The following is a 20,268-nucleotide window of genomic DNA, read 5'->3' as shown; positions in this document are numbered from 1 at the left end:
TGAAGGGTCAGCGCACATCTCTGTCACGTTGAGCGGCGATGCGGCGGTCGTAGAGCTCTCTAAGGCGGGCAGCGGCCTGCTGAGGGTCCTCGTGCTCCCATACCCTCAGAACAGCCCAGCCGGCCTCCTGCAGAAGCCTGTCCGTCTGGCGATCGCGCGCCCGGTTCTTCTCCGCCTTCGCCGCCCAGTACTCCGGGTTGGTCTGTGAGACGGTGAAGTGTTCAGGGCACACGTGCCAGAAGCAACCGTCCAGAAACACCGCGATGCGTGCCCGGGTGAACACAAGGTCGGCGGTTCTCCTGATGGCTGGAATTGGGCGCTCGGAGACGTGGTACCGGAGGCCGAGAGCGTGGGCTGCGCTTCGCAGAGCCCGCTCGGGCTTGGTGTCGCGCCCCTTGTTCGACTGCATGCTCCGGCGGGTTCCCGGGCTCGATGCCCACGAGCCTGCGGGGAGCTCGGGTAGGAAGTCGCCGGTCATCTGATCCCTCTTGGTCGAGTATGCCGTCGCACGATAGCGCGGTGATGGATCCAGCCCCTCCCGGCGGGCATGCCGCTCCACTACCTACTCCTGCACGTCGCCCCCGTGACACTCCCCGTAACTACGAGAAGACCCGCACCAGCACTCCGCCCCCCGTGCCGGCGGCCAGGCCGTTGCGCGGCCTCGGGCCGCCAGGGTGGTGGCGTATTGGGGGAGGAGGTCCGCGTTCGACGGGTGGGTGGATTCCGAGGCGGCGAAGGCTTCGTAGGAGGGGACCGTCGCGCGGACGATGCCCAGGTTCGGGGTGCCGGCCTGGGAGAGTTCGCGGAGGGAGGCTTCGATGTCCGTCAGGTGGGCGCGGTACGTGGGGTACTCCGCCTCCAGTTCCGGGTAGGCCGCCAGGAGCTCGTCCAGTTCCGGTTCCGGCCAGTGGAGGACCGCGACCGGGAAGGGGCGGGAGAGGGCCGTGCGGTAGGTGCCCAGTTCCGAGCGGAGGCGGGTGATCTCCGCCTGGAGTTCCGCCGGGTCCGAGGAGCCGAGGGACCACAGGCGCTTCGGGTCGTGGAGTTCGTCGAGCGGGACCGCGCCCCCGTGCAGCCGGTCCGCCAGGGTGTCCCAGTGGTCGTGGTCCAGCGCCAGCATGCGGCGGACGCGGTGGCGGGTGGTGATCAGGGACTGGGTGGCGTGGGGGAGGTCTTCCGGCGTCGCCAGGAGATTCGCCGCCTCCGTCAGGGTCGACTCCGCCGCCTCCAGCTCGTCGTGCGCCTCCAGCGTCTCCGCCGTGATCTCCCACGCCGTCGCGTCCACCGGCTTCGTCCGCCGGAGGCCGTCGATGATCGCGCGCGCCTCCGCCTCGTGCCCGTACTCCCACAGGTTCGCCGCCTTGAGCGCCCTGATCAGGTGCGGGTTCGCCGGCTCGCCGGAGAGGAGCTCGTCGTAGAGGGCTGTCGCGCCCGGGCGGTCTCCCGCGAGCTCCCGGTGGGCGGCGGCCCGGAGGTACAGGGGCTCCCGGTCTCCCGGGTACTGAGCTGCCGTGCGCAGCAGACGCTCGGCTTCGGTGGTGTGTGCGGCAGGCGTGTCGGGGCGCATGCCCTTCACCGTACTGCTGTACGGACCTGGAGAGTTGGCACCTCAGCCCTTATCGTGCCCCGCGTGCGGGTCACGAAACGGGAGCGGGTGCCGGTCGTCGTCCAGACGCGAGGACGATGCCGTACGAGCGTACGCGCGCTGTGGCTGGCCGCCGAGACCGCCGTCACCTGCGGGATTCTCCTCCTGCTTCTCGTCGCCCATCAGCTCTGGTGGACCAATCGGGAGGCCCGCGCCGAGGCCCGCGAGCAGGTGCGCGTCCTTGAGCGGGAGTGGGGGATCTCTCTCCCTGAGGGAGGGCGAGCGGAGGTCGAGGAGAGCTGGGAGGAGGGCGTGGGCGGGCGGCGGTCCGGCCCTCCGTCCCGTGCTCCTTCCGCCGGGGCGTCGCATGCCGCCGCGCCCTCCTCCGCCGCCTTCGCCGTCCTCCGTATCCCCCGGCTCGGGCTCACCGTCCCCGTCGCCGAAGGCGTCTCCAAGCGGTCCGTCCTCGACAAGGGGTATGTCGGGCACTATCCCGGCACCGGCGGGCCCGGGAGCGTCGGGAACTTCGCGCTCGCCGGGCATCGGAACACCCACGGTGAGCCGTTTCGTCACCTCGACCGGCTCGGGGAGGGGGATCGGATTTCCGTGCGTACGCGGGCGCGTACCTATGTCTATCGCGTCGATCTCGTCCTGCCGGCGACCTCTCCCCGTGACGTCGGGGTCATTCGGGACGTTCCCCGGTCCCTCGTCAAGCCCTCGTACGGGTATGTGAGCCCCGGGGCCTACCTCACCCTCACCACCTGCACCCCCGAGTTCAGCAGCGCCTACCGGCTCGTCGTCTGGGCGAAGCTGGTGTCGGCCCGGTGATCAGGCGCGTGCTCGGCCCAGGGCGAGCGTGAGGGCCCCGCCCGTGAGCGCGAGGCCCGCCGAGACGAGGAGTGCCGTGTCCGGGCCTGTGGTCACCAGGGCCAGCGTCAGGGCCACCCCGGCCGAGGAGCCGATGTAGCGGGCGGTGTTGTTGGCGCCCGAGCCCATCGCCGCCCGTTCGGGCGGTACGGAGTCGACCGCGAGCCGGGGGAGCGCCGCGTTCAGGAGGCCGCTCCCCGCGCCCGCCACCAGGAGGCCCGGCAGGAGGCGCGGCCAGGGGCCTGCGAGCCCGCCGAGCAGGGCGAGGACCCCCGCCGCCGACAGGGCGAAGCCCAGGGCCAGTTGGTACGGGGCGGAGAGCCGGCCCGCGAGGCGGCGGGCCTGGAGCGCCGCCACGAACGCGGTGCCAGACCAGAGGAGGAACAGCCACGCCGCCCCGAGCGGCGACATCCCGGCCCCGCCCTGGAGCAGCGCGGGCACCACGCTGAACAGGCCGATCACCGCCAGGCCCGTGAACAGCGCCCCCAGCGTCGACGCCAGGAACGGCGGCCTCCGCAGCAGCGCCAGGTCGACCATGGGCGTACGGCTCCGGTGCTCGACCGCGACGAACAGCGCCGTCAGGGCGGCGGCCGCGAGCAGCAGGAGGCCCACCGGGGCCCGCAGCCAGCCGTCCCGGCCCAGTGTCAGGGCGGTGAGCAGGGCCGCCAGGGCCAGACCGAGCGTGACCGCGCCGGCGATGTCGGGGCGGGACGCCGCTTCCGGGGGCCGTACCGTCTCCTCCCGCGCCGGTGCTTCCGCGCCCCGCGCCTCCTCCTCCCGCGCCAGTGTCCTGGCTCCCGCCGCCGCCGTCACCAGCGCCGCCGCCCCCAGCGTCCCGTACGCCAGGCGCCAGTCGGCCAGGCTCAGGGCGGCCGCCAGGAGGGGGCCGAGGGCGATGCCGCCGCTGACGGACGCGCCCCAGATCCCCGTCGCCCTGATCCGGTCCCGGCCCGCCGGGTACGCGTGGGCGAGGAGGCCCAGGCTGCCCGCGAGGACGGCCGCGCTCGCCGCCCCCTGGGCGATCCGGGCCACGGTGAAGGTGAGCGTCGAGCCGGCGAGGGCGCCGAGCGCGGTGGTGAGGCCGAGGGCGAGGGTGCCGAGGAGGAAGACCCGGCGCCGGCCGTGCGCGTCGGCGAGGCTGCCGGCCACCAGGAGGAGGACGGCGAGGCCGAGCGGGGTGCCGTTGAGCAGCCAGGCCTGTGCCGAGGCCGGGGTCCCGAAGGCGGCGGCCATGTCGGGGAGGGTCAGCATCGGGGCCGTGTAGTTCATCAGCGCGACCGTGGTGGCGGCGGCCGTGACGGCGAGGGTGGCCCCGGGGCGGGCGGCGCGGGCGGTGGAGCCGGGCCGGGCCGTGGCGGCGAGCTGGGGCATGGCGGGGACCTCCACCTGTCGGTTCGGTGAATGAACTCAGGGTCACGGTAGCAGGTCGGTTCGTTCAATGAACCTGGAATCGGTACGATGGGTCCCATGGCTCTCGGCAAGGACTACGCCCGGCAGCAGTGCTCCATCGCCCGCGCCCTGGAGGTCATCGGCGAACGCTGGACCCTGCTCGTCGTCCGCGACGCCTTCTACGGCGTCCGCCGCTACAACGACTTCCTCGTCCACCTCGGCCTGCCCCGCGCCGTCCTCGCCGCCCGCCTCCAGGCCCTCGTCGACGCCGGGGTCCTCGACCGCCGGCGCTACCAGGAGTCGCCCCCGCGCGACGAGTACGTGCTCACCGAACGCGGCCTCGCCCTCTGGCCCGTCCTGCGCTCGCTCGGCGCCTGGGGCAGGACCGAGGTCCCCGGAGCCGTACCGCTGCGCCACTTCCACCACGCCGACTGCGGCACCGAACTCGGCCCGTACGGCGAATGCCCCTCCTGTCGCGTCCCCGTGCCGGTCGCCGACGTCGAGATGCGGCCCGGCGTCGGGCTCGACCCGGACCCCGCCGATCCCGTCAGCCGCGCCCTCCTCCGCCCGCGCCGCCTTCTGATCCCTCTGGAGCACGGCAACTCCTGATTCCTCCGGAGCGCGGGAACTCCTGAGCCCCGCCCCGCGTCTTCAAGGTGAACACGCTTGAGCACGCGAGACGGAGGGGGTGACGATGGCCAGGGAACTCGTCCTGCGCGTCGTCGCGCCGCTGTTCTTCCTGCTCGCCCTCGCCGACCTGCTCCTCTCCGACGGCGCGAGCCTCTCCGCCGCCGTCGCCCTCGCCGCGACCGGCGTCGTCTGCGCCCTCTTCGGAGCCCGTACGGCACCGGCCGTGCCGCCCACCGCCGTCCGCACCGCCATACGCGACCGCGAGCGGCGCACCGCCTTCCTGCCCCAGCGCGACCCCGACGCCGCCGGGCGCCGCAGACCCCGCGCTCCCGGCCGTCGCCTCCCGACGGCCGCGTAGGGAGCCCGTACCCCGTACAGCGAGCACCTTCCGCGGATCCGTCATGCCGAGTTTTCCCGCTCCCGGCACGACGAGACCCCGCGGAGGGCTCCCTTGAACGTCTTCGCTTCCCTGGTCGAGCGGCTCGCCGACCTGCTCCAGCCGCTCTTCGCCACCACCGCCACGGCCGCCGCGATCGTCCTCTTCACCCTGCTCGTACGGCTCGCCGTCCACCCCCTCTCCCGCTCCGCCGCCCGCGGCCAGAAGGCGCGGACGCGGCTCGCCCCCCAGGTCGCCGCGCTCCGCGCGAAGCACGCCAAGAACCCCGAGCGCATGCAGAAGGCGATCATGGAGCTGCACGCCCGGGAGAAGGTGTCGCCGTTCGCCGGCTGCCTGCCGAGCCTGCTCCAGGCGCCAGCGTTCCTCCTGATGTACCACCTCTTCTCCAGCGGGCGGATGGCCGGGCACAGCCTCTTCGCCGCCCCGCTCGGCGACCACTACACCGACGCCCTCGCCCACGGCGGCGTCCTCGGCCCGGCCGGCCTGGTCTATCTCGTGCTCTTCGCGATCGTCGCCGCCGTCGCCACGTACACCTACCTCCGGGCCAAGCGGCAGCCGGTGGCGGTCACGGGCGACCCCGGCCAGCCGGGCGCCGGGCTGGCCGCGGGCCTCGCCCGGTACCTTCCGCTGCTCTCCTTCGCGACCCTGATCTCGGTCGCGGTCGTGCCGCTCGCCGCCGCGCTCTACATCGTCACCAGCACCACCTGGACCGCCGTCGAGCGGGCCTTCCTCTACCGGGACATGCCGTCGGCGGCTCTGGTTACTCCCGCGTAAGGGTCCAGGGTGTGAACGGGGTCTTGCAGACTGACCTTTTGTCTTGGAGGATCGGCCAATCCTCCGATGGCCGCACTCCATCGGCCGGGGCACCGCAGGGCCCTCTTCCCGGGCCCACCTCGACCACAGGGAGAAGACCATGAAGCTGCTGCGTGTCGGGCCGCCGGGAGCCGAGCGTCCCGCCCTGCTCGACCAGGACGGAACGCTCCGCGACCTGTCCGCCCTCGTCGACGACATCGACGGCAGTCTGCTCGCCGACGCCTCCGCCCTCGACCGCATCCGGGGCGCCGCCGGCGCCGGCGTGCTGCCCGCGCTCGACGCCACCGGGCTGCGCGTCGGACCGCCGGTCGGCCGCATCGGCAAGGTCGTGTGCATCGGGCTGAACTACCACGGGCACGCCGCCGAGACCGGCCAGGCCACCCCCGCCGAGCCCGTCGTCTTCCTCAAAGCCGCCGACACCGTCGTCGGCCCGGACGACACCGTGCTCGTACCGCGCGGCTCGGTGAAGACCGACTGGGAGGTGGAGCTCGCGATCGTCATCGGCCGCACCGCCCGCTACCTGGAGACCGACGAGGAGGCCCTCGCGCATGTCGCCGGGTACGCGGTGGCCCACGACGTCTCCGAACGCGAGTTCCAGATCGAGCGCGGCGGCACCTGGGACAAGGGCAAGAACTGCGAGACCTTCAACCCGCTCGGCCCCTGGCTCGTCACCGCCGACGAGGTGCCCGACCCGCAGGACCTCCGCCTGAAACTGTGGGTCAACGGCGAGCTCAAGCAGGACGGCCACACCTCGGACCAGATCTTCCCGGTCGCGGAGGTCGTCCGGTACGTCAGCCGGTTCATGACCCTGTACCCGGGCGACATCATCAACACCGGCACGCCCGCGGGCGTCGCCATGGGCCGGCCGGAGCCCAAGCCGTACCTGCGCCCCGGCGACGTCGTCGAGCTGGAGGTCGAGGGCCTCGGCCGACAGCGTCAGGAGCTCAAGGGCGCCTGACCGTACGGGTCGGCCGCGCGCCGGCTGTGGTCAGGCCTCGTCGTACCGACCGAGCAGTCGCTCCAGCGCCTCGACGACCAGGGCGTGGTCCTCGGCCTGCGGAAGCCCCGAGACGGTGACCGAGCCGATCACGCCCGCGCCCTCGACCGCGACCGGGAACGAACCGCCGTGAGCGGCGTACCGGTCGGGGTCGAGGCGCGAGGACGCCTCGAACGTCGTCCCCTTCGCCCGGAACCGGGCCCCCACCAGGAACGAGCTCTCGCCGTACCGTTCGACGACCCGCCGCTTGCGGTCGATCCACGCGTCGTTGTCCGCGCTCGACCCCCGCAGCGCGCAGTGGAACAGCTGCTGCGCCCCGCGCCGGATGTCGATCGCGACGGGGGCCTTCCGCTCCCGGGCCAGCTCGACGAGGAGGGTGCCGAGCGTCCACGCGTCCTCGTACGTGAACCGGGGGAGCGTCAGCCGGGCCTCCTGGGCCATGAGGTCGGCGATCTCGGTCACAGCGTCACCACGATCCCCTCGCGGGCCGACCGCCGCGCCGCCTCCAGGACGTCGAGGGCGGCGGCCGCCTCGTGCGCGGTGACCGGGTTCTCGCCGGTGCCGCGCAGCGCGGCGGCGACGGCCGCGTAGTACGCCGGGTAGTCGCCCGGCAGCGATTCCACCGGGGTCCCGCCGCCGGTGAGCGGCGACTCCCCGGCCCCGATCCTGCCCCACAGCTCCTCGGGCTCGGCGCCCCAGACGGTGCCGGGTCCGGGCCGCAGTCCCTCGCGGAGGGCGGCCTCCTGCGGGTCGAGCCCGTACTTCACGAAGCCCGCGCCCTGCCCGAGCACCCGGAAGCGGGGGCCGAGCTGGGCGGTCGTGGCGCTCACGTACAGGTGGGAGCGGACGCCGTTCGCGTGGGTGAGGGCGAGGAAGGTGTCGTCGTCGGCCTCGGCGCCCGGCCGGCGCACGTCCGACTCGGCGTAGACGGAGACGACCGGGCCGAAGAGGACCAGGGCCTGGTCGACGACGTGGCTGCCCAGGTCGTACAGGAGCCCGCCGATCTCCTCCGGCGCGCCCGACTCCCGCCAGCCGCCCTTGGGGGTCGGGCGCCACCGCTCGAAGCGGGACTCGAAGCGCTGGACCTCGCCGAGCGCGCCCTCGTCGAGGAGCCGGCGCAGCGTGCGGAAGTCGCTGTCCCAGCGGCGGTTCTGGAAGACCGAGAGCAGCAGGCCGCGCTCCTCGGCGAGGGCGGCGAGAGCACGGGCCTCGGCGGCGGTCCCGGCGAGCGGCTTGTCGACGACGACCGGGAGGCCGGCCTCCAGGGCGGCGGTGGCGACGGCGACGTGCGTCTTGTTGGGGGAGGCGACGACGACCAGGTCCAGCTCGTCCGCGCCCCGTTCCCACAGCTCCTCGGCGTGGGCGACGACCCGGACGCCCGGGTGGGCGGCGCGGGCCTCGGTGGCCCGCTCGGGGTTGCCGGTGGTGACGGCGACGAGGGTCAGGTCCTCGGAGGCGGCGATCAGGGGGGCGTGGAAGACGGAGCCCGCGAGGCCGTAGCCGACGAGTCCGACGCGGAGCGGGGTGCGGGGGCCGGTGCCACTCGTGGGGGTGCCAGTTCCTGTGCCAGTCATGGCTTCCACTTAAGCAACGCTGTTGCCAAAGTGCAAGCGACCGCGACAATGGGGGAGTGAGGAAAGACCTGGTGGGAGTGAACGTGCCGGCCCTGCGCAGCCACAACGCGGCGCTCGTGCTCGATCTGCTGCGCACGGCGGGGGAGACCGGGATCAGCCGCCTCGAGCTGGCCGAGCGCACCGGGCTCACCCCGCAGGCGGTCAGCAAGATCACCGGGCGGCTGCGCGCCGAGGGCCTCGCGACGGAGGCCGGCCACCGCGCCTCGACCGGCGGCAAGCCCCGTACGGTCCTGCGCCTGGTGCCCTCCGCCGCGTACGCCGTGGGCGTCCACCTCGACCGCGACGAGCTGACGGCCCTCCTGACCGACCTCGCCGGCACGGTCGTCGCCCTGCGCCGCCGCCCCGTGGACCTGGGCGCGGGGGCGGGCCCGGTCCTGGACACAGTGACGGAGGAGGTACGTGCGCTGCTGGGCGAGGCCCTGTCCGGCGGGAGCGCGCCCGGCGCCGGCCCCTCCCGCGCCGACGTCCTCGGTGTCGGGTTCGCCATGCCCGGGCCGCTGGACCACCGGGCCGGGGTGCCGGGCCGGGTGACCGGCTTCCCCGAGTGGGCCGGCCATCCCGTACGGGACGAGCTGGCGGCGCGCCTCGGGCTGCCCGTCGTCCTCGACAAGGACACCAACGCCGCCGCCCTCGGACTCGCCCTGCGCCCCGACGCCCCCGGCTCCTTCGCCTACGTCCACCTCGGTACGGGGCTCGGTGCCGGCCTCGTCCTGGGCGGCGCGCCGCTGCGCGGGGACAGGACCGGGGCGGGCGAGCTCGGCCACCAGACCGTCCAGCTCGACGGGCCGCCCTGCGGCTGCGGCGGCCGCGGCTGTCTGGAGGTGTTGTGCCTGGCGGCCGTCGCGTGCGGCGATCTCTCCGAGGCGGCGCGGATCCTGGGAGTGGGCGCGGCCAACCTCGTCCGGCTCCTCGACATCGACCAGGTCCTCCTGGGCGGCCGGGCGGTCCTCGCCGCGCCCGAGGTCTTCGCCACGGGGGTACGGGAGGTGGTGACCGGCCTCGGTCTGACCGCCCCGGTGGGCCTCGCGACAGGACGGGACGCCGTGGCGGAGGGCGCGGCGTGGCTGGTCCTCGCCCCGGTCTTCGGAAAGTGACGGAGCGCCTGACGGACGCGGTCCGATCACCCCACACTCGCGGTCCGATCATCGGAAAGTAGGCCGATCGGGCGGAAGTTCCGGTCCTCCCGGGCGTACCCCCGGTGTCGCTCCGCCGTCCGCCCCCTCCCGCGTGGCAGCGTCGCCGCCGTCCCCACGCTCGCGAGCAGCAAAGGCACCCGCCCCATGGCACCCGCTCCCCTGCGCCTGTGCGGCGTCCGCGCCGTGACCGTGGCCGCCGCCACGGCCGCCCCCCTCGTGATCGGCGCCCCGGCCCTCGCCATCCCCGCCCCCGACCCGCCCGCCCCCACCTGCGGAACCCCCGCCGACGGCGGCTTCCCGCTGGACACCCGGATCCACGGAGGCCCGGCCGACTACCCGGCGGGCGGCCCCTTCCAGGACCTGAAGCTCGACCTCACCAACACCACCGACGCCCCCTGCTCGGGCGTCCACCCGGTGCTCGTCCTCACCGACCGCGACCGGGTCCTGCGGCCGGAGCAGATCCGGTTCGAGTTCTACGACGCCGGGTCCGCGCGCTGGCGCCCGGTGGCCTTCGAGTCGACCGAGGAGGCGGAGAACGTGGGGGCGTTCACCGGCTTCGGCGGTTTCGCGGTGGCCGCGGGCTGGACCCTCACCGTCCCCGTACGGCTGAGGTTCGAGGCGGAGACGGCGCCCGACGAGGTCGTCGTCAACGCGGCGGTGGTCCAGCGCCGGGGCGAGGACGGCGACTGGGTCGGCGAGTCCGGCGACCACCACCTGACGGTGAGCCCCGCAGAGGCCGGCACCCCCACCGCATCTGACTCGTCCCGGGCGCCCGACCCGTCGGCGCCGCCCGGCAAGGAGACCCGCCCGCCGGCCCCCACCGCGCCCACCACGCCGAGGCCGGTGAGCCCCTCCGTGGTGCCGCAGGACCCGGAACTGGCCAGTACGGGACGGGAGTCGGAGGCGTACGCGCGCGCCCTCGTCCCGGTCGCCGTCGGCCTGGCCCTGCTCGGCGCGGTCCTCTTCGGAGCCGGTCGGCTCCGCGCCGGCCGGCGCTCCCGGCGCCGCTGAGTGAGCGGCGTGGCCGCGGTCGCGCCGGTGTACTGGACGATCGGCGGGGTCAAGATCAGCACATCCTGATTACGCTGGGGGCCGTCGCCACAGCGCTGTCGCGGCGCCCCCAGCACCTCGCACGTCCCGGGCGTGCACTTGTACGGCAGGAGTCCCGCACCCATGGCAGAACGCAAGCCGATCGAATCCTGGCTGACCGACATGGACGGCGTCCTCATCCACGAGGGCGTACCGATCCCCGGCGCCGACGCGTTCATCAAGAAGCTGCGGGAGACCGGGAAGCCCTTCCTGGTCCTCACCAACAACTCGATCTACACGGCCCGCGACCTGCACGCGCGCCTCGCCCGCATGGGGCTCGAGGTCCCCGTCGAGAACATCTGGACCTCGGCCCTCGCCACCGCCAAGTTCCTCGACGACCAGCGCCCCGGCGGCACCGCGTACGTCATCGGCGAGGCCGGTCTGACCACCGCGCTGCACGACATCGGCTACGTCCTCACCGACCACGACCCGGACTACGTGGTGCTCGGGGAGACCCGTACGTACTCCTTCGAGGCGATGACCAAGGCCGTCCGCCTCATCAACGCCGGCGCCCGCTTCATCTGCACCAACCCCGACGAGACCGGCCCCTCCCTGGAGGGCCCCCTCCCCGCCACCGGTTCCGTCGCCGCCCTCATCACGAAGGCCACCGGCAAGGAACCGTACTTCGCGGGCAAGCCGAACCCGCTCATGATGCGCACGGGGCTCAACGCGATCGGCGCCCACTCCGAGTCCAGCGCGATGATCGGCGACCGGATGGACACCGACATCCTGGCCGGTCTGGAGGCGGGCATGCAGACCTTCCTGGTCCTGACCGGTCTGACGACGCAGGCGGAGATCGACCGCTTCCCGTTCCGCCCGTCGAAGATCGTCCCGTCGATCGCGGACATCGTCGACCGCGTGTGAGGACCACCGGCTCGGTCCCCTGCGGATGCGAGAAGAGCGGATTCGGGTGACCCTGCATATCAGGAGGTCACGATGCGTTCAGGTCCCATTCCTCTCCGTGCCGCAGGGGCGGCCCTGGTGCTCGTCCTGGCACCCGCGGCCGGTGGCGCGTACGCCCACGACGGGGTGAAGGCCACCGTCACCCCGTCCACCGCCTCGCCCGGCGCCGACGTCGACGTCCGCGTCCAGGGCTGCAAGGGCACGACCGGCGCCGCCACGTCGCCGGCGTTCGTCACCGACGCGGAGCTCACCGGCCGGGACGGCGGGGGCGGCCCGCTGTTCGGCGACACCACGATCAGGTCCGGCCTCGCCGGCGGTACGTACAAGGTCAGCGTGACCTGCGACGGCCACGCGCACGCGGGCGTCGGCACCGTGAAGGTCGGGCACCACCAGGAGCCCACCCACCGGCCGACGCACGAACCGAGCCACCGGCCGACGCACGAACCGAGCCACCGGCCGACGCACCAGCCGACGCACGAGCCGAGTCACCAGCCGCCGCACCAGCCCACCCATCAGCCGACGCACTGGCCGACCCACTACCCGAGCCCGGTCGCCCCGGTCCGCGCCGGCGGGGGAGGCGCCGCCGCCTTCGCCGCCCCGGTGGCCCCCGGCGTCGCCCAGACCACCTCCGAGAACGGCCTCGGCACCCCGTACACCCTGCTCGGCCTCGGCATGGCCGCGATCGCCGCCGTGTCGGTCGCCTTCCGCAGCTCCCGCGCCGCCCGCCGCCGCGCCCCCGGGCCCGGCACCGGCGGGGAATGACCATGTCGTCCGGAACCCGCCCGGCGGGCACCGGGCGATTCCTCACGGGTGTGACCTGGGCGGTCCTGCTGTCCGGGCTCTGGCTCTGGGGCCGCGAGGCCACCGAGGGCCCCGGCGGCGCCTCCGCGCCGACCACCGGTGACATCGCCGCGGTCGGCCGCCCGCCCGGCGTCGTGCTGCCCCCGGCCCACGGGCCCCTCCCGGCCCTCGAACCCCGGCGGGTCGAGATCCCCTCCCTCGGCATCAGGGCGCCCGTCGTGGCGCGGGGCCTGGACGACACGGGCGCCATCGATCCGCCGCCCTTCGAGATGCCGCACACGGTCGGCTGGTTCGGCGCCGGCACCCGGCCGGGCGCCGCAGGCGCGGCCCTTCTCGTCGGACATGTCGACACCGAGACCCGCCCGGCCGTCTTCTACGGCCTGAGCGCGGCCCGCCCCGGCGCGAAGGTACGCGTCACCCGGACGGACGGATCGGTGGCCGAGTTCACCGTCGACGACGTCCAGGTCTTCCCGCGCGAGGACTTCGACGCGGCCAAGGTCTACGGCGCCCGGGACCCCCACCGCGCCGAGCTCCGCCTGATCACCTGCGGCGGACGCTTCGACCGGGCGGCGGGGGCGTACACGGCGAACGTGGTGGTCTCGGCGTACCTGACGGGCACGGGCGCCTGAGCTGCCCGCTCGCCGGTCCTTCAGCACTCTCGGCTCCCCGCTTCCCGCGGAACCGGGCCGCGGTCGGCGGGGCGCGTCCCGAGCCGCCGCCGACCGGGCCGGTCCTCGACCGCGGGGCTCACGAGCCGCGGGAGGAGCCCGGTGCCGCCGCGGGAGGTCGGGGTTCCGCACACTGTAGAGGCCCGGCCCCCGCCCGGCCCAGGAAGGGAGGGTAACCGGCTGACGACATACGGTAGTTGGCGCGGAACAGTCCCGAGAACGACCAAGACCCCCTCACCATCGGTGAGGGGGTCTTGACTCTGCGTGCGCCGCCAGGGACTCGAACCCCGGACCCGCTGATTAAGAGTCAGCTGCTCTAACCAACTGAGCTAGCGGCGCCTGCTGACAGAGAGAACTCTACCCGACGTGGGGGCGTGCTCCTGACCAATATCGGTCGCCTCCGGCCTGTCGGATGGTCGTATCAAGCCTTCAATCCGTCAAAATGCGATTTGTCCAGACAGTTGAGACACTGACGCCCGAAACGAGGGTCAAAAAGATCTTGACGAGTGTGGAGGGGAATCGCATGAGCGTGCCGGTCTTCGAGGAATTCGAACCAGCGGCCGACTGCGGCTGCCCGGGCTGCGCCCGGCAGCGGCGTGACCTCGCCCTTGGCATGCCCGTCCGGGTCGGCGGCCACCCGGCGGCGCACGGCGCCCGCCGCGCGCTGGTCCTGGTGACGGCGGCGGGCGTGGTCCTGGGCGGCGGCGGGACCGGAGCGGCGACGGCCCTCACCGGCCCGCCGGGCCCCCTGGCTCCGGCTGACGCGCCGGGCCCGGAGACGGAAGCCGGCCGGGCGGATGCGGGCAGGGAGGGAGCCGGCCGCGTCGAGGCGGACCCGGCAGAAGCAGACCCGGCGGAAGCAGACCCGGCGGGAGTGGGGCCGGCGGACGGCGGCCGGATGGAGGGGGACCCGGCGGTCCTCTGGGAGGAGCCGGCGGTGTCCCGGTCAACCGACACCCCCTGGCCCGGCCCCGAGACCCCGCAGGGCGGCCGGGAGCCGCTGCACGGCGCGCCCGGACCCGGCCCGGACCCGGCCTCCGTCCCGACGACCAGTCAGATCGCGCCGGAGACACTGCGGCGGACGACCCGCGCGGAGATCATCAACCGGGCCAAGGCGTGGGTCTCCGCTCAGGTCCCGTACTCCATGGAGAAGTACTGGTCGGACGGGTACCGCCAGGACTGCTCCGGCTACATCTCCATGGCCTGGGACCTCCGCAGCAACGAGTGGACCGGCAGCCTCGACCGCTTCGCCGAGCGGATCGACCGCACCGAGCTCCAGCCCGGCGACATCCTGCTCTTCCACAACCCGGCCAACCCGACCCGCGGCTCGCACGTCACGATCTTCGGCGGCTGGACCGACTACACCCACACCTCCTACGTCGCCTACGAGCAGACGAAGCCGCGCACGCGGAAGCAGCCGACGCCGATGGCGTACTGGGAGAACTCCGACCGGTACGTGGCCTACCGCTACAGGGGCGTGGTGAGCGGCGGCAGCACCGGCGGCGGGGCGCAGCCCACGGCGGCGGCGCCGTACCCGGGGGCGGGGAAGTTCGGTCCGGGTGCGAACAACGCGTACGTCACCCAGCTCGGGAAGCTCCTCGTCGAGCGCGGCGGCAAGAAGTTCTACAGCCGTGGTCCCGGCCCGAAGTGGGGCGAGGCGGACCGCCGGGCGACCCAGGCCTTCCAGCTCGCGCAGGGCTGGAAGGGCACCGAGGCGGACGGCCTGCCAGGACCGCAGACGTGGCAGCTCCTCGTGACCGGCGGAGGCAAGGACATCGGCGGTTCGAGTGGTTCGGGCGGTCCGAGCGCGCATGCGACGGGGTTTCCCGGGCGTGGCTCCTTCCGTCCGGGCCAATACAACGCATATGTGGAGAAGCTGGGCGAACAACTGGTGAAGCGGGGCTTCGGCAAGCACTACCTGTCGGGACCCGGTCCGCGCTGGACGGAGGCGGACCGCCGCAACGTCGAGGCGTTCCAGCGGGCACAGGGCTGGCGCGGCGGAGCGGCCGACGGCTACCCGGGCCCGGAGACCTGGCGGCGCTTGTTCCGATGACCCCGAGAGCATGAGGTGGACCCGAATGACGGCATCGACCCCGAACCCCGCGGACTCCGGAGCGGCGGCCTCGCGTGACGCGGCCCGCACGGCCAGACGCCTGACGGACGGCACCCTTCCCCGCACGTCCCCACCGGGCCCGGACCGGCTCCGCCCCCCGACGCCCCCGGAACCGCCCCGGGACGCAACGCCGCCGCCGGCCCTCGCGTCCGGCCCGCCGCGGATGGACCTGAGTGCCCGGCTGCCGGGTACCGAGCCGGGGAGGGACCTCGCTCCTGTGACGGGGGAGACCCCGGTGTCCGCCCCGGCCGGTACCAGCGGTTCTGCGTTCAGTACGGCGCCGGACGTCCGCGCGGAGGAGCCGGCCAAGGAGAAGGCCGCCGAAGGGGTCGCAGTAGCGGCCACCGAAGAGGCCGTCCACGAGACCGGCGACAAGGCGCTCATGACGGAATCCGCCACGGAGCCCCTGGCGGAATCCGCCACCGAGCCCGTGAAGGAACCCGCCACTGAGCCCCTGGCGGAATCCACCACGGAGCCCGTGAAGGAACCCACCACGGAGCCCCTGGCCGAATCCACCACGGAGCCCGTGAAGGAACCCACCGCGGAGCCCATGGCGGAACCCGCCACCGAGCCCCTGAACGCATCCACCACGGAGCCGGTGACGGAAGCCGTGACGGACTCCGCCCCGTCCCCCGACACCTCTCCTCCCACCCCCACCCCCACCTCCACCCCCGCCGCGCTCGACTTCGCGCGGATCGAGGAGGCGCGGGTCGGTACCGTCGCGGTGCCCGTCGCCGCCACGGTGCGGGTCGCGCGGCGGAAGAACGTGATCGGAACCGAGACCACCGGCTCCATCCCGGTGCACCTGCTCTTCCGGGACGAGCCGGGGACGCCCGCCCCCGTCGCGGAGGGCGACGAGGGGCCCGACACCATCTCCATGGCCGTGCCGACCCCGCCGGCGGTGGGCCGCAAGCCCGCCATCCCGGCCCCGTCGAAGACGCAGGCCGACCCGGCGAAGACCGACCCCGAGGCCCGCACGGCGCTTCAGCCCGAGCCGCAGTCGAAGCCCCGGCCCGCCCATCCCCCCAGGCCGCAGTCCACATCCCCGACGGCCGACCGGCCCCCGTCGAAACGCCGGCCCAAGGTCACTCCCTCCCGCCCCGCGCCCACCGCCGACCCCGCTCTCGTCGAGCGGCCCGGTCCGGTGCTGCCCGGGTGGGTCGGGGTGATCGGCGGGGCGCTGGCCGTCGTCTGGTGCGCGGCCGTCGTGTGGTGGGCCGGGGCGTTGCCCGCCGAGGCGGCGCGGATGCTGCGGCTGCCGGTACGCCCGTACCACGGCATCCCGCTCGGGCAGTGGGCCCTCCTGGCCCTGGGCGTGGTGCTCGCCCTGTTCGCGCTGGGCGGTCTCGGGCGTGGCCGGGTCGGTTACGCGTGGGTGCTGACCCTGTTCGGCGACTACCGCGGCACGGTCCGCCGTACGGGTCTGGTGTGGGTCAGCCCGCTGCTGCTCCGCCGCCGGGTGGACGTCCGGCTGCGGCACTGGCGCAGTGAGCCGCTGTCGGCGGTGGACGCGAAGGGCACGGCGCTGGACGTGACCGTCCTGGTGGTGTGGCGGGTGCGGGACACGGTCCGGGCGTCGCTCGGGGTCGACGGGCACGAGGAGTACCTGCGGGAGCAGGTGGAGGCGGCGATGGCCCGGGTGCTGTCGCAGCTGCCGGCGGACGCGTTCCACGAGGACGCCCCGACGCTGCGGGACGCGGAGGCGGTCGGCGAGGCCCTGACGCGGATGCTGTCGGCGGAGTGCGCCCCGGTCGGCGTGGACGTGTTCTCGGCGCAGCCGACGCGCATCGAGTACGCGCCGGAGGTGGCGGCGGCGATGCGCCGGCGGCGGATCGCGGCGATCGACGCGAAGCACCGGGACAGCGTGCTCACCTCGGTGGTGGACGCGGTGGACGACGTGGTCCACCGGCTGACCAGTCGTGGTCTGGTGGAGCTGGACGACTACGAGCGCAAGGCGCTGGTCAAGGACCTGACGGTGGCGTTCTACACGGGCAGGACGGGGCCGGTAGAGGGGGCGTGACGGGGATGGACATGTTCAACTTCCGTCCATACCTTGGTACTTGGTCCAGACCAAAGTACGAGTGAAGCGCTGAAGCAGTACCCGTACGCGCGCGCACGGCCCGACGGAACTCCCCCACGTTCTCCTGGAGCGACAGCATGCGCAAGAAATCAGTCGGGGCGGCGGTGGTGGCGCTCGGCGTCGCCGGCGTCACCCTCCTGGGCACCGGCACCGCCGGCAGCCACGGCTACACCGACTCGCCGATCAGCCGCCAGAAGCTCTGCGCCAACGGCACCGTGACCAACTGCGGCTCCATCCAGTGGGAGCCGCAGTCCGTCGAGGGCCCGAAGGGCTTCCCCGCCGCCGGTCCCGCCGACGGGAAGATCTGTTCCGCCGGTCTCTCGCAGTTCGCGGAGCTCGACGACCCCCGGGGCGGCGCCTGGCCGGCGACGCGGCTCACGGCGGGGCAGAGCTACAGCTTCCGCTGGCAGTTCACGGCCCGGCACCGCACGACCGACTTCAAGTACTACATCACCAGGAACGGCTGGGACCCGAGTCAGAAGCTGACGCGGGCCGCGCTCGACCCCCAGCCCTTCCTGACCGTCCCCTACAACAACCAGCAGCCGCCGGCGACGCTCTCGCACTCGGGGACGATCCCGGCGGGCAAGACGGGTCGGCACCTGATCCTGGCGGTGTGGACGATCGCGGACACCGCGAACGCCTTCTACGCCTGCTCGGACGTCACGTTCTGACCCATTCGGCTCCGGCTCGGCACGGCGGCCCTCGCGGGGGCCGCCGTGGCATGACAAGAAGGCCCCCTCGCCGAAGCGAGGGGGCCTTCTCTGTCTGTGCGCCGCCAGGGACTCGAACCCCGGACCCGCTGATTAAGAGTCAGCTGCTCTAACCAACTGAGCTAGCGGCGCCTGCTGACAGAGAAAATACTACCTGGTCCCGAGGGGTGCTCCTGACCACCCCGCGGGACCGTCCCGGCCACGGCTCAGATGGCCAGCGAGAGCACCACCGGAGCGGCTCGCCGGTTCAGCGTGTCCGCCGCCGCGCGCAGCCGGTGGGCGTGCTCGATCGGCAGGGAGAGCGCCAGGCAGCCCACCGCCGAGCCCGCCGTGAGCGGGACGGCCGCGCAGACCGTGCCCACCGCGTACTCCTGGAGGTCGAGCACGGGGACGGTCGCCGGCTGGCTGTCGAGCTTCGAGAAGAGGATCCGCTCACTGGTGATCGTCCGGGAGGTCAGCCGGGCGATCTTGTGCCGGGAGAGATGGTCCCGGCGGCCGTTCTGGTCGAGCTGGGTGAGCAGGCACTTGCCGACGGCGCTGGCGTGCGCCGCCGAGCGGAAGTCCACCCACTCGTTGACCTTGGGCGTGCGCGGACCGTCGGCGAACTGGGTGATCTTCACCTCGCCGTCGATGTACCGGCTGATGTAGACCGCCGCCCCGACGGAGTCGCGGAGTTCGGTCAGGGTCTCCTGGAGCTTGGCCTCCAGGGCTTCCCGGCGGGTCAGGCCGGAGCCGAGGAGGACGAGGGAGTCCCCGATCACGTACGCCCCGTCGGCGACCTGCTCCACGTACCCCTCGCGGCGGAGCATGAGGAGCAGCGAGGACAGGTGGGCGACGGGCAGGCCCGTCTCGCGCGCGATCTGGACGTCTGTCACTCCGCCGCCGTGCCGGGAGACCGTCTCGAGGACGCGCAGGGCGTATTGCACCGAGTGGAACGGCGCGGTGGGCTCGGGCTTCAGCGCCACGGTTTCCCCCTACCAGGTTGTGACCGCAAGCTTTCGTACCACGATAGCCGCCAAGCACCTTCTACGGGGCGGGTGTTGGCGAGAATGATGCGGAGGATCCGGCCTCTGGGCTGGGGCGCACCACTCTGGCATATGCCCATGTCATGAGTGGTGCGCAGAGTCGGAGGTCAGGGGCGTGCGCCGGGGCGCCGGGCGGCGGTGTTCGGCCACGGGCGCTCCGGATAAATTTCCGCCGCGTGACCGGAGTGGAACAGGCCGCGGGGCGGAAGCGGAGGCAGCGGCGGGACTCGGCGGAATAAGCGGAGACACCCTCCTGTTGTGGGTCTGATGTATCTGGCTGCATCCGCACGCGTGCCGAGGAGGGTCCCCACGGTGACCGACGCTATTCGAGGAGAGGCGCGGGGGACCGCGCCCGTACCGCTGTCCGTACTGGACCTGGTGACCGTCGGCAGCGGGCGCACCGCGACCCAGGCGCTCGCCACCAGCGTCGAGCTGAGCCGGCTCGCCGAGCGGCGCGGCTTCCACCGGCACTGGGTGGCCGAGCACCACTCCATGCCCGGGGTGGCCTCCTCCTCGCCGGCCGTCATCCTCGCCCACCTCGCGGCGCACACCCGGCGCATCCGGCTCGGCTCGGGGGGCGTGATGTTGCCCAACCACGCCCCGCTCGTCGTCGCCGAGCAGTTCGGCACCCTGGAGGCCTTCGCCCCGGGCCGGATCGACCTCGGACTCGGCCGCGCGCCCGGCACGGACGGGGCCACCGCCGCCGCGCTGCGGCGCACCGACCACCTCGACGAGGGGGCCGACGACTTCCCCGAGCGGCTCGCCGAGTTGACCCGGTTCCTGGACGACGACTTCCCGGACGGCCACCCGTACGCCCGGATCCACGCCGTGCCGGGCCCGGTCCAGGGGCCGAAGGGGCGCCCGCCGGTCTGGCTGCTCGGCTCCTCCGGCTTCAGCGCCCGCCTCGCCGGGCTGCTCGGGCTGCCCTTCGCCTTCGCCCATCACTTCTCGGCCAGGAACACGATCCCGGCGCTCGACCTCTACCGGGACTCCTTCCGGCCCTCGGGCGTCCTCGACGCCCCCTACGCGATGATCGGCGTCTCGGCGTTCGCCGCCGACGAGGCGGCGCAGGCCCGTCGGCAGGTCCTCGCCGGCGCGCTCGCGATGCTGCGGCTGCGCACCGGCCGGCCAGGTCTCGTACCCACGCCGGACGAGGCGGAGGCGTACGGGTTCAGCCCCGCCGAGCGGGAGTTCGTGGACGGCTGGCTCGCGAACGTCGTGTACGGGACCCCGGACGAGGTCCGCACCGGCCTGGACGACCTCCGGAAGCGGACGGGCGCGGACGAGCTGATGATTACGGCCAACGGGCACGGCGGTGAGGAGCGGGTGCGGAGCTACGAGCTGATCGCCGACGCGTACGACCTCCCGGAGCTGCCGGAGGTTCCCGAGGCGTGAAACCCTGATGTCCGAGGGCGGCTGGTTCACTTGCGA

20 protein-coding genes and 2 tRNA genes are annotated in these 20,268 nt (G+C 73.6%); 14 read left to right on the top strand and 8 right to left on the bottom strand.

Features of this window, described 5'->3' with window-relative positions:
• Positions 1 to 7: 7 nt before the first annotated feature.
• The gene (locus tag ACZ51I_RS04895) at positions 8 to 478 is read right to left on the bottom strand and encodes a very short patch repair endonuclease (protein ID WP_468871526.1); all 471 of its coding nucleotides are present in this window, start codon (positions 476 to 478) and stop codon (positions 8 to 10) included.
• Positions 479 to 562: 84 nt separating this feature from the next.
• Complete coding sequence (locus ACZ51I_RS04890) at positions 563 to 1,567, bottom strand: SEC-C domain-containing protein (RefSeq protein WP_468871525.1); 1,005 nt, start codon at positions 1,565 to 1,567, stop codon at positions 563 to 565.
• A 63-nt stretch (positions 1,568 to 1,630) separates the two neighbouring features.
• On the opposite strand from ACZ51I_RS04890, the gene ACZ51I_RS04885 reads away from it, so the two are divergent.
• Positions 1,631 to 2,413, top strand: a complete 783-nt coding sequence (locus tag ACZ51I_RS04885) for a class E sortase (protein WP_468871524.1) — start codon at positions 1,631 to 1,633, stop codon at positions 2,411 to 2,413.
• Here the strand turns inward: ACZ51I_RS04885 and ACZ51I_RS04880 are convergent, their stop codons facing one another.
• A complete protein-coding gene (locus ACZ51I_RS04880) occupies positions 2,414 to 3,823 on the bottom strand; it encodes an MFS transporter (protein WP_468871523.1) in 1,410 nt (469 codons plus the stop codon).
• A 96-nt stretch (positions 3,824 to 3,919) separates the two neighbouring features.
• Here ACZ51I_RS04880 and ACZ51I_RS04875 point away from each other — a divergent pair, with 96 nt between their 5' ends.
• The 4 genes from ACZ51I_RS04875 (at position 3,920) to ACZ51I_RS04860 (ending at position 6,639) form a co-directional block, all read left to right on the top strand.
• A complete protein-coding gene (locus tag ACZ51I_RS04875; RefSeq protein WP_468871521.1) occupies positions 3,920 to 4,450 on the top strand; it encodes a winged helix-turn-helix transcriptional regulator in 531 nt (176 codons plus the stop codon).
• Positions 4,451 to 4,535: 85 nt separating this feature from the next.
• A complete protein-coding gene (locus tag ACZ51I_RS04870; RefSeq protein ID WP_468871520.1) occupies positions 4,536 to 4,829 on the top strand; it encodes a DUF6412 domain-containing protein in 294 nt (97 codons plus the stop codon).
• Positions 4,830 to 4,922: 93 nt separating this feature from the next.
• The gene (locus tag ACZ51I_RS04865; protein WP_468871519.1) at positions 4,923 to 5,642 is read left to right on the top strand and encodes a YidC/Oxa1 family membrane protein insertase; all 720 of its coding nucleotides are present in this window, start codon (positions 4,923 to 4,925) and stop codon (positions 5,640 to 5,642) included.
• A gap of 139 nt (positions 5,643 to 5,781) precedes the next feature.
• Positions 5,782 to 6,639: a fumarylacetoacetate hydrolase family protein gene (locus ACZ51I_RS04860; protein ID WP_468871517.1), complete on the top strand. Its 858-nt coding sequence runs from the start codon at positions 5,782 to 5,784 to the stop codon at positions 6,637 to 6,639.
• Positions 6,640 to 6,669: 30 nt separating this feature from the next.
• Here ACZ51I_RS04860 and ACZ51I_RS04855 read toward each other — a convergent pair whose 3' ends face one another.
• Positions 6,670 to 7,140: a heme-degrading domain-containing protein gene (locus ACZ51I_RS04855; RefSeq protein ID WP_468871516.1), complete on the bottom strand. Its 471-nt coding sequence runs from the start codon at positions 7,138 to 7,140 to the stop codon at positions 6,670 to 6,672.
• Positions 7,137 to 8,252 (bottom strand): Gfo/Idh/MocA family protein, encoded by a 1,116-nt coding sequence (locus tag ACZ51I_RS04850; protein WP_468871515.1) that lies wholly within the window; start codon positions 8,250 to 8,252, stop codon positions 7,137 to 7,139. Before ACZ51I_RS04850 ends, ACZ51I_RS04855 begins: the two co-directional genes overlap by 4 nt.
• A gap of 77 nt (positions 8,253 to 8,329) precedes the next feature.
• Between ACZ51I_RS04850 and ACZ51I_RS04845 the strand changes: the two genes are divergently transcribed.
• The 5 genes from ACZ51I_RS04845 to ACZ51I_RS04825 all read left to right on the top strand — a co-directional run bounded on the left by ACZ51I_RS04845 (position 8,330) and on the right by ACZ51I_RS04825 (position 12,870).
• The gene (locus tag ACZ51I_RS04845; protein WP_468871698.1) at positions 8,330 to 9,406 is read left to right on the top strand and encodes an ROK family transcriptional regulator; all 1,077 of its coding nucleotides are present in this window, start codon (positions 8,330 to 8,332) and stop codon (positions 9,404 to 9,406) included.
• A gap of 186 nt (positions 9,407 to 9,592) precedes the next feature.
• The gene (locus tag ACZ51I_RS04840; protein WP_468871514.1) at positions 9,593 to 10,459 is read left to right on the top strand and encodes a hypothetical protein; all 867 of its coding nucleotides are present in this window, start codon (positions 9,593 to 9,595) and stop codon (positions 10,457 to 10,459) included.
• A gap of 162 nt (positions 10,460 to 10,621) precedes the next feature.
• Positions 10,622 to 11,401: an HAD-IIA family hydrolase gene (locus ACZ51I_RS04835; protein WP_073807786.1), complete on the top strand. Its 780-nt coding sequence runs from the start codon at positions 10,622 to 10,624 to the stop codon at positions 11,399 to 11,401.
• A gap of 72 nt (positions 11,402 to 11,473) precedes the next feature.
• Positions 11,474 to 12,202 carry a hypothetical protein gene (locus tag ACZ51I_RS04830; RefSeq protein WP_468871513.1) on the top strand — a complete coding sequence of 243 codons (729 nt, stop codon included), beginning with the start codon at positions 11,474 to 11,476 and terminating at the stop codon, positions 12,200 to 12,202.
• 2 nt (positions 12,203 to 12,204) lie between these two features.
• Positions 12,205 to 12,870, top strand: coding sequence for a class F sortase (locus tag ACZ51I_RS04825; protein ID WP_468871511.1), 666 nt, complete (start codon positions 12,205 to 12,207; stop codon positions 12,868 to 12,870).
• 304 nt (positions 12,871 to 13,174) lie between these two features.
• Here ACZ51I_RS04825 and ACZ51I_RS04820 read toward each other — a convergent pair.
• Positions 13,175 to 13,248, bottom strand: a tRNA-Lys gene (locus ACZ51I_RS04820).
• A gap of 184 nt (positions 13,249 to 13,432) precedes the next feature.
• Here ACZ51I_RS04820 and ACZ51I_RS04815 point away from each other — a divergent pair.
• The 3 genes from ACZ51I_RS04815 (at position 13,433) to ACZ51I_RS04805 (ending at position 17,773) form a co-directional block, all read left to right on the top strand.
• Positions 13,433 to 14,962, top strand: a complete 1,530-nt coding sequence (locus tag ACZ51I_RS04815) for a peptidoglycan-binding protein (RefSeq protein ID WP_468871510.1) — start codon at positions 13,433 to 13,435, stop codon at positions 14,960 to 14,962.
• Between the two features lie 295 nt (positions 14,963 to 15,257).
• Positions 15,258 to 17,042, top strand: coding sequence for an SPFH domain-containing protein (locus tag ACZ51I_RS04810; RefSeq protein WP_468871509.1), 1,785 nt, complete (start codon positions 15,258 to 15,260; stop codon positions 17,040 to 17,042).
• A 137-nt stretch (positions 17,043 to 17,179) separates the two neighbouring features.
• A complete protein-coding gene (locus ACZ51I_RS04805; protein ID WP_468871508.1) occupies positions 17,180 to 17,773 on the top strand; it encodes a lytic polysaccharide monooxygenase auxiliary activity family 9 protein in 594 nt (197 codons plus the stop codon).
• Positions 17,774 to 17,870: 97 nt separating this feature from the next.
• On the opposite strand, the gene ACZ51I_RS04800 is transcribed toward ACZ51I_RS04805, so the two are convergent.
• A tRNA-Lys gene (locus tag ACZ51I_RS04800) sits at positions 17,871 to 17,944 on the bottom strand.
• A gap of 74 nt (positions 17,945 to 18,018) precedes the next feature.
• Positions 18,019 to 18,777 (bottom strand): IclR family transcriptional regulator, encoded by a 759-nt coding sequence (locus ACZ51I_RS04795; protein WP_017237127.1) that lies wholly within the window; start codon positions 18,775 to 18,777, stop codon positions 18,019 to 18,021.
• A gap of 372 nt (positions 18,778 to 19,149) precedes the next feature.
• Here ACZ51I_RS04795 and ACZ51I_RS04790 point away from each other — a divergent pair, with 372 nt between their 5' ends.
• A complete protein-coding gene (locus ACZ51I_RS04790; protein ID WP_468871506.1) occupies positions 19,150 to 20,232 on the top strand; it encodes an LLM class flavin-dependent oxidoreductase in 1,083 nt (360 codons plus the stop codon).
• Positions 20,233 to 20,268: the final 36 nt, after the last annotated feature.

The sequence above is a fragment of the Streptomyces sp. NPDC034084 genome, from assembly GCF_055575535.1.
The sequence above is the reverse complement of the archived record's forward strand: the minus strand, read 5'-3'. Positions and strand labels throughout refer to the sequence as shown.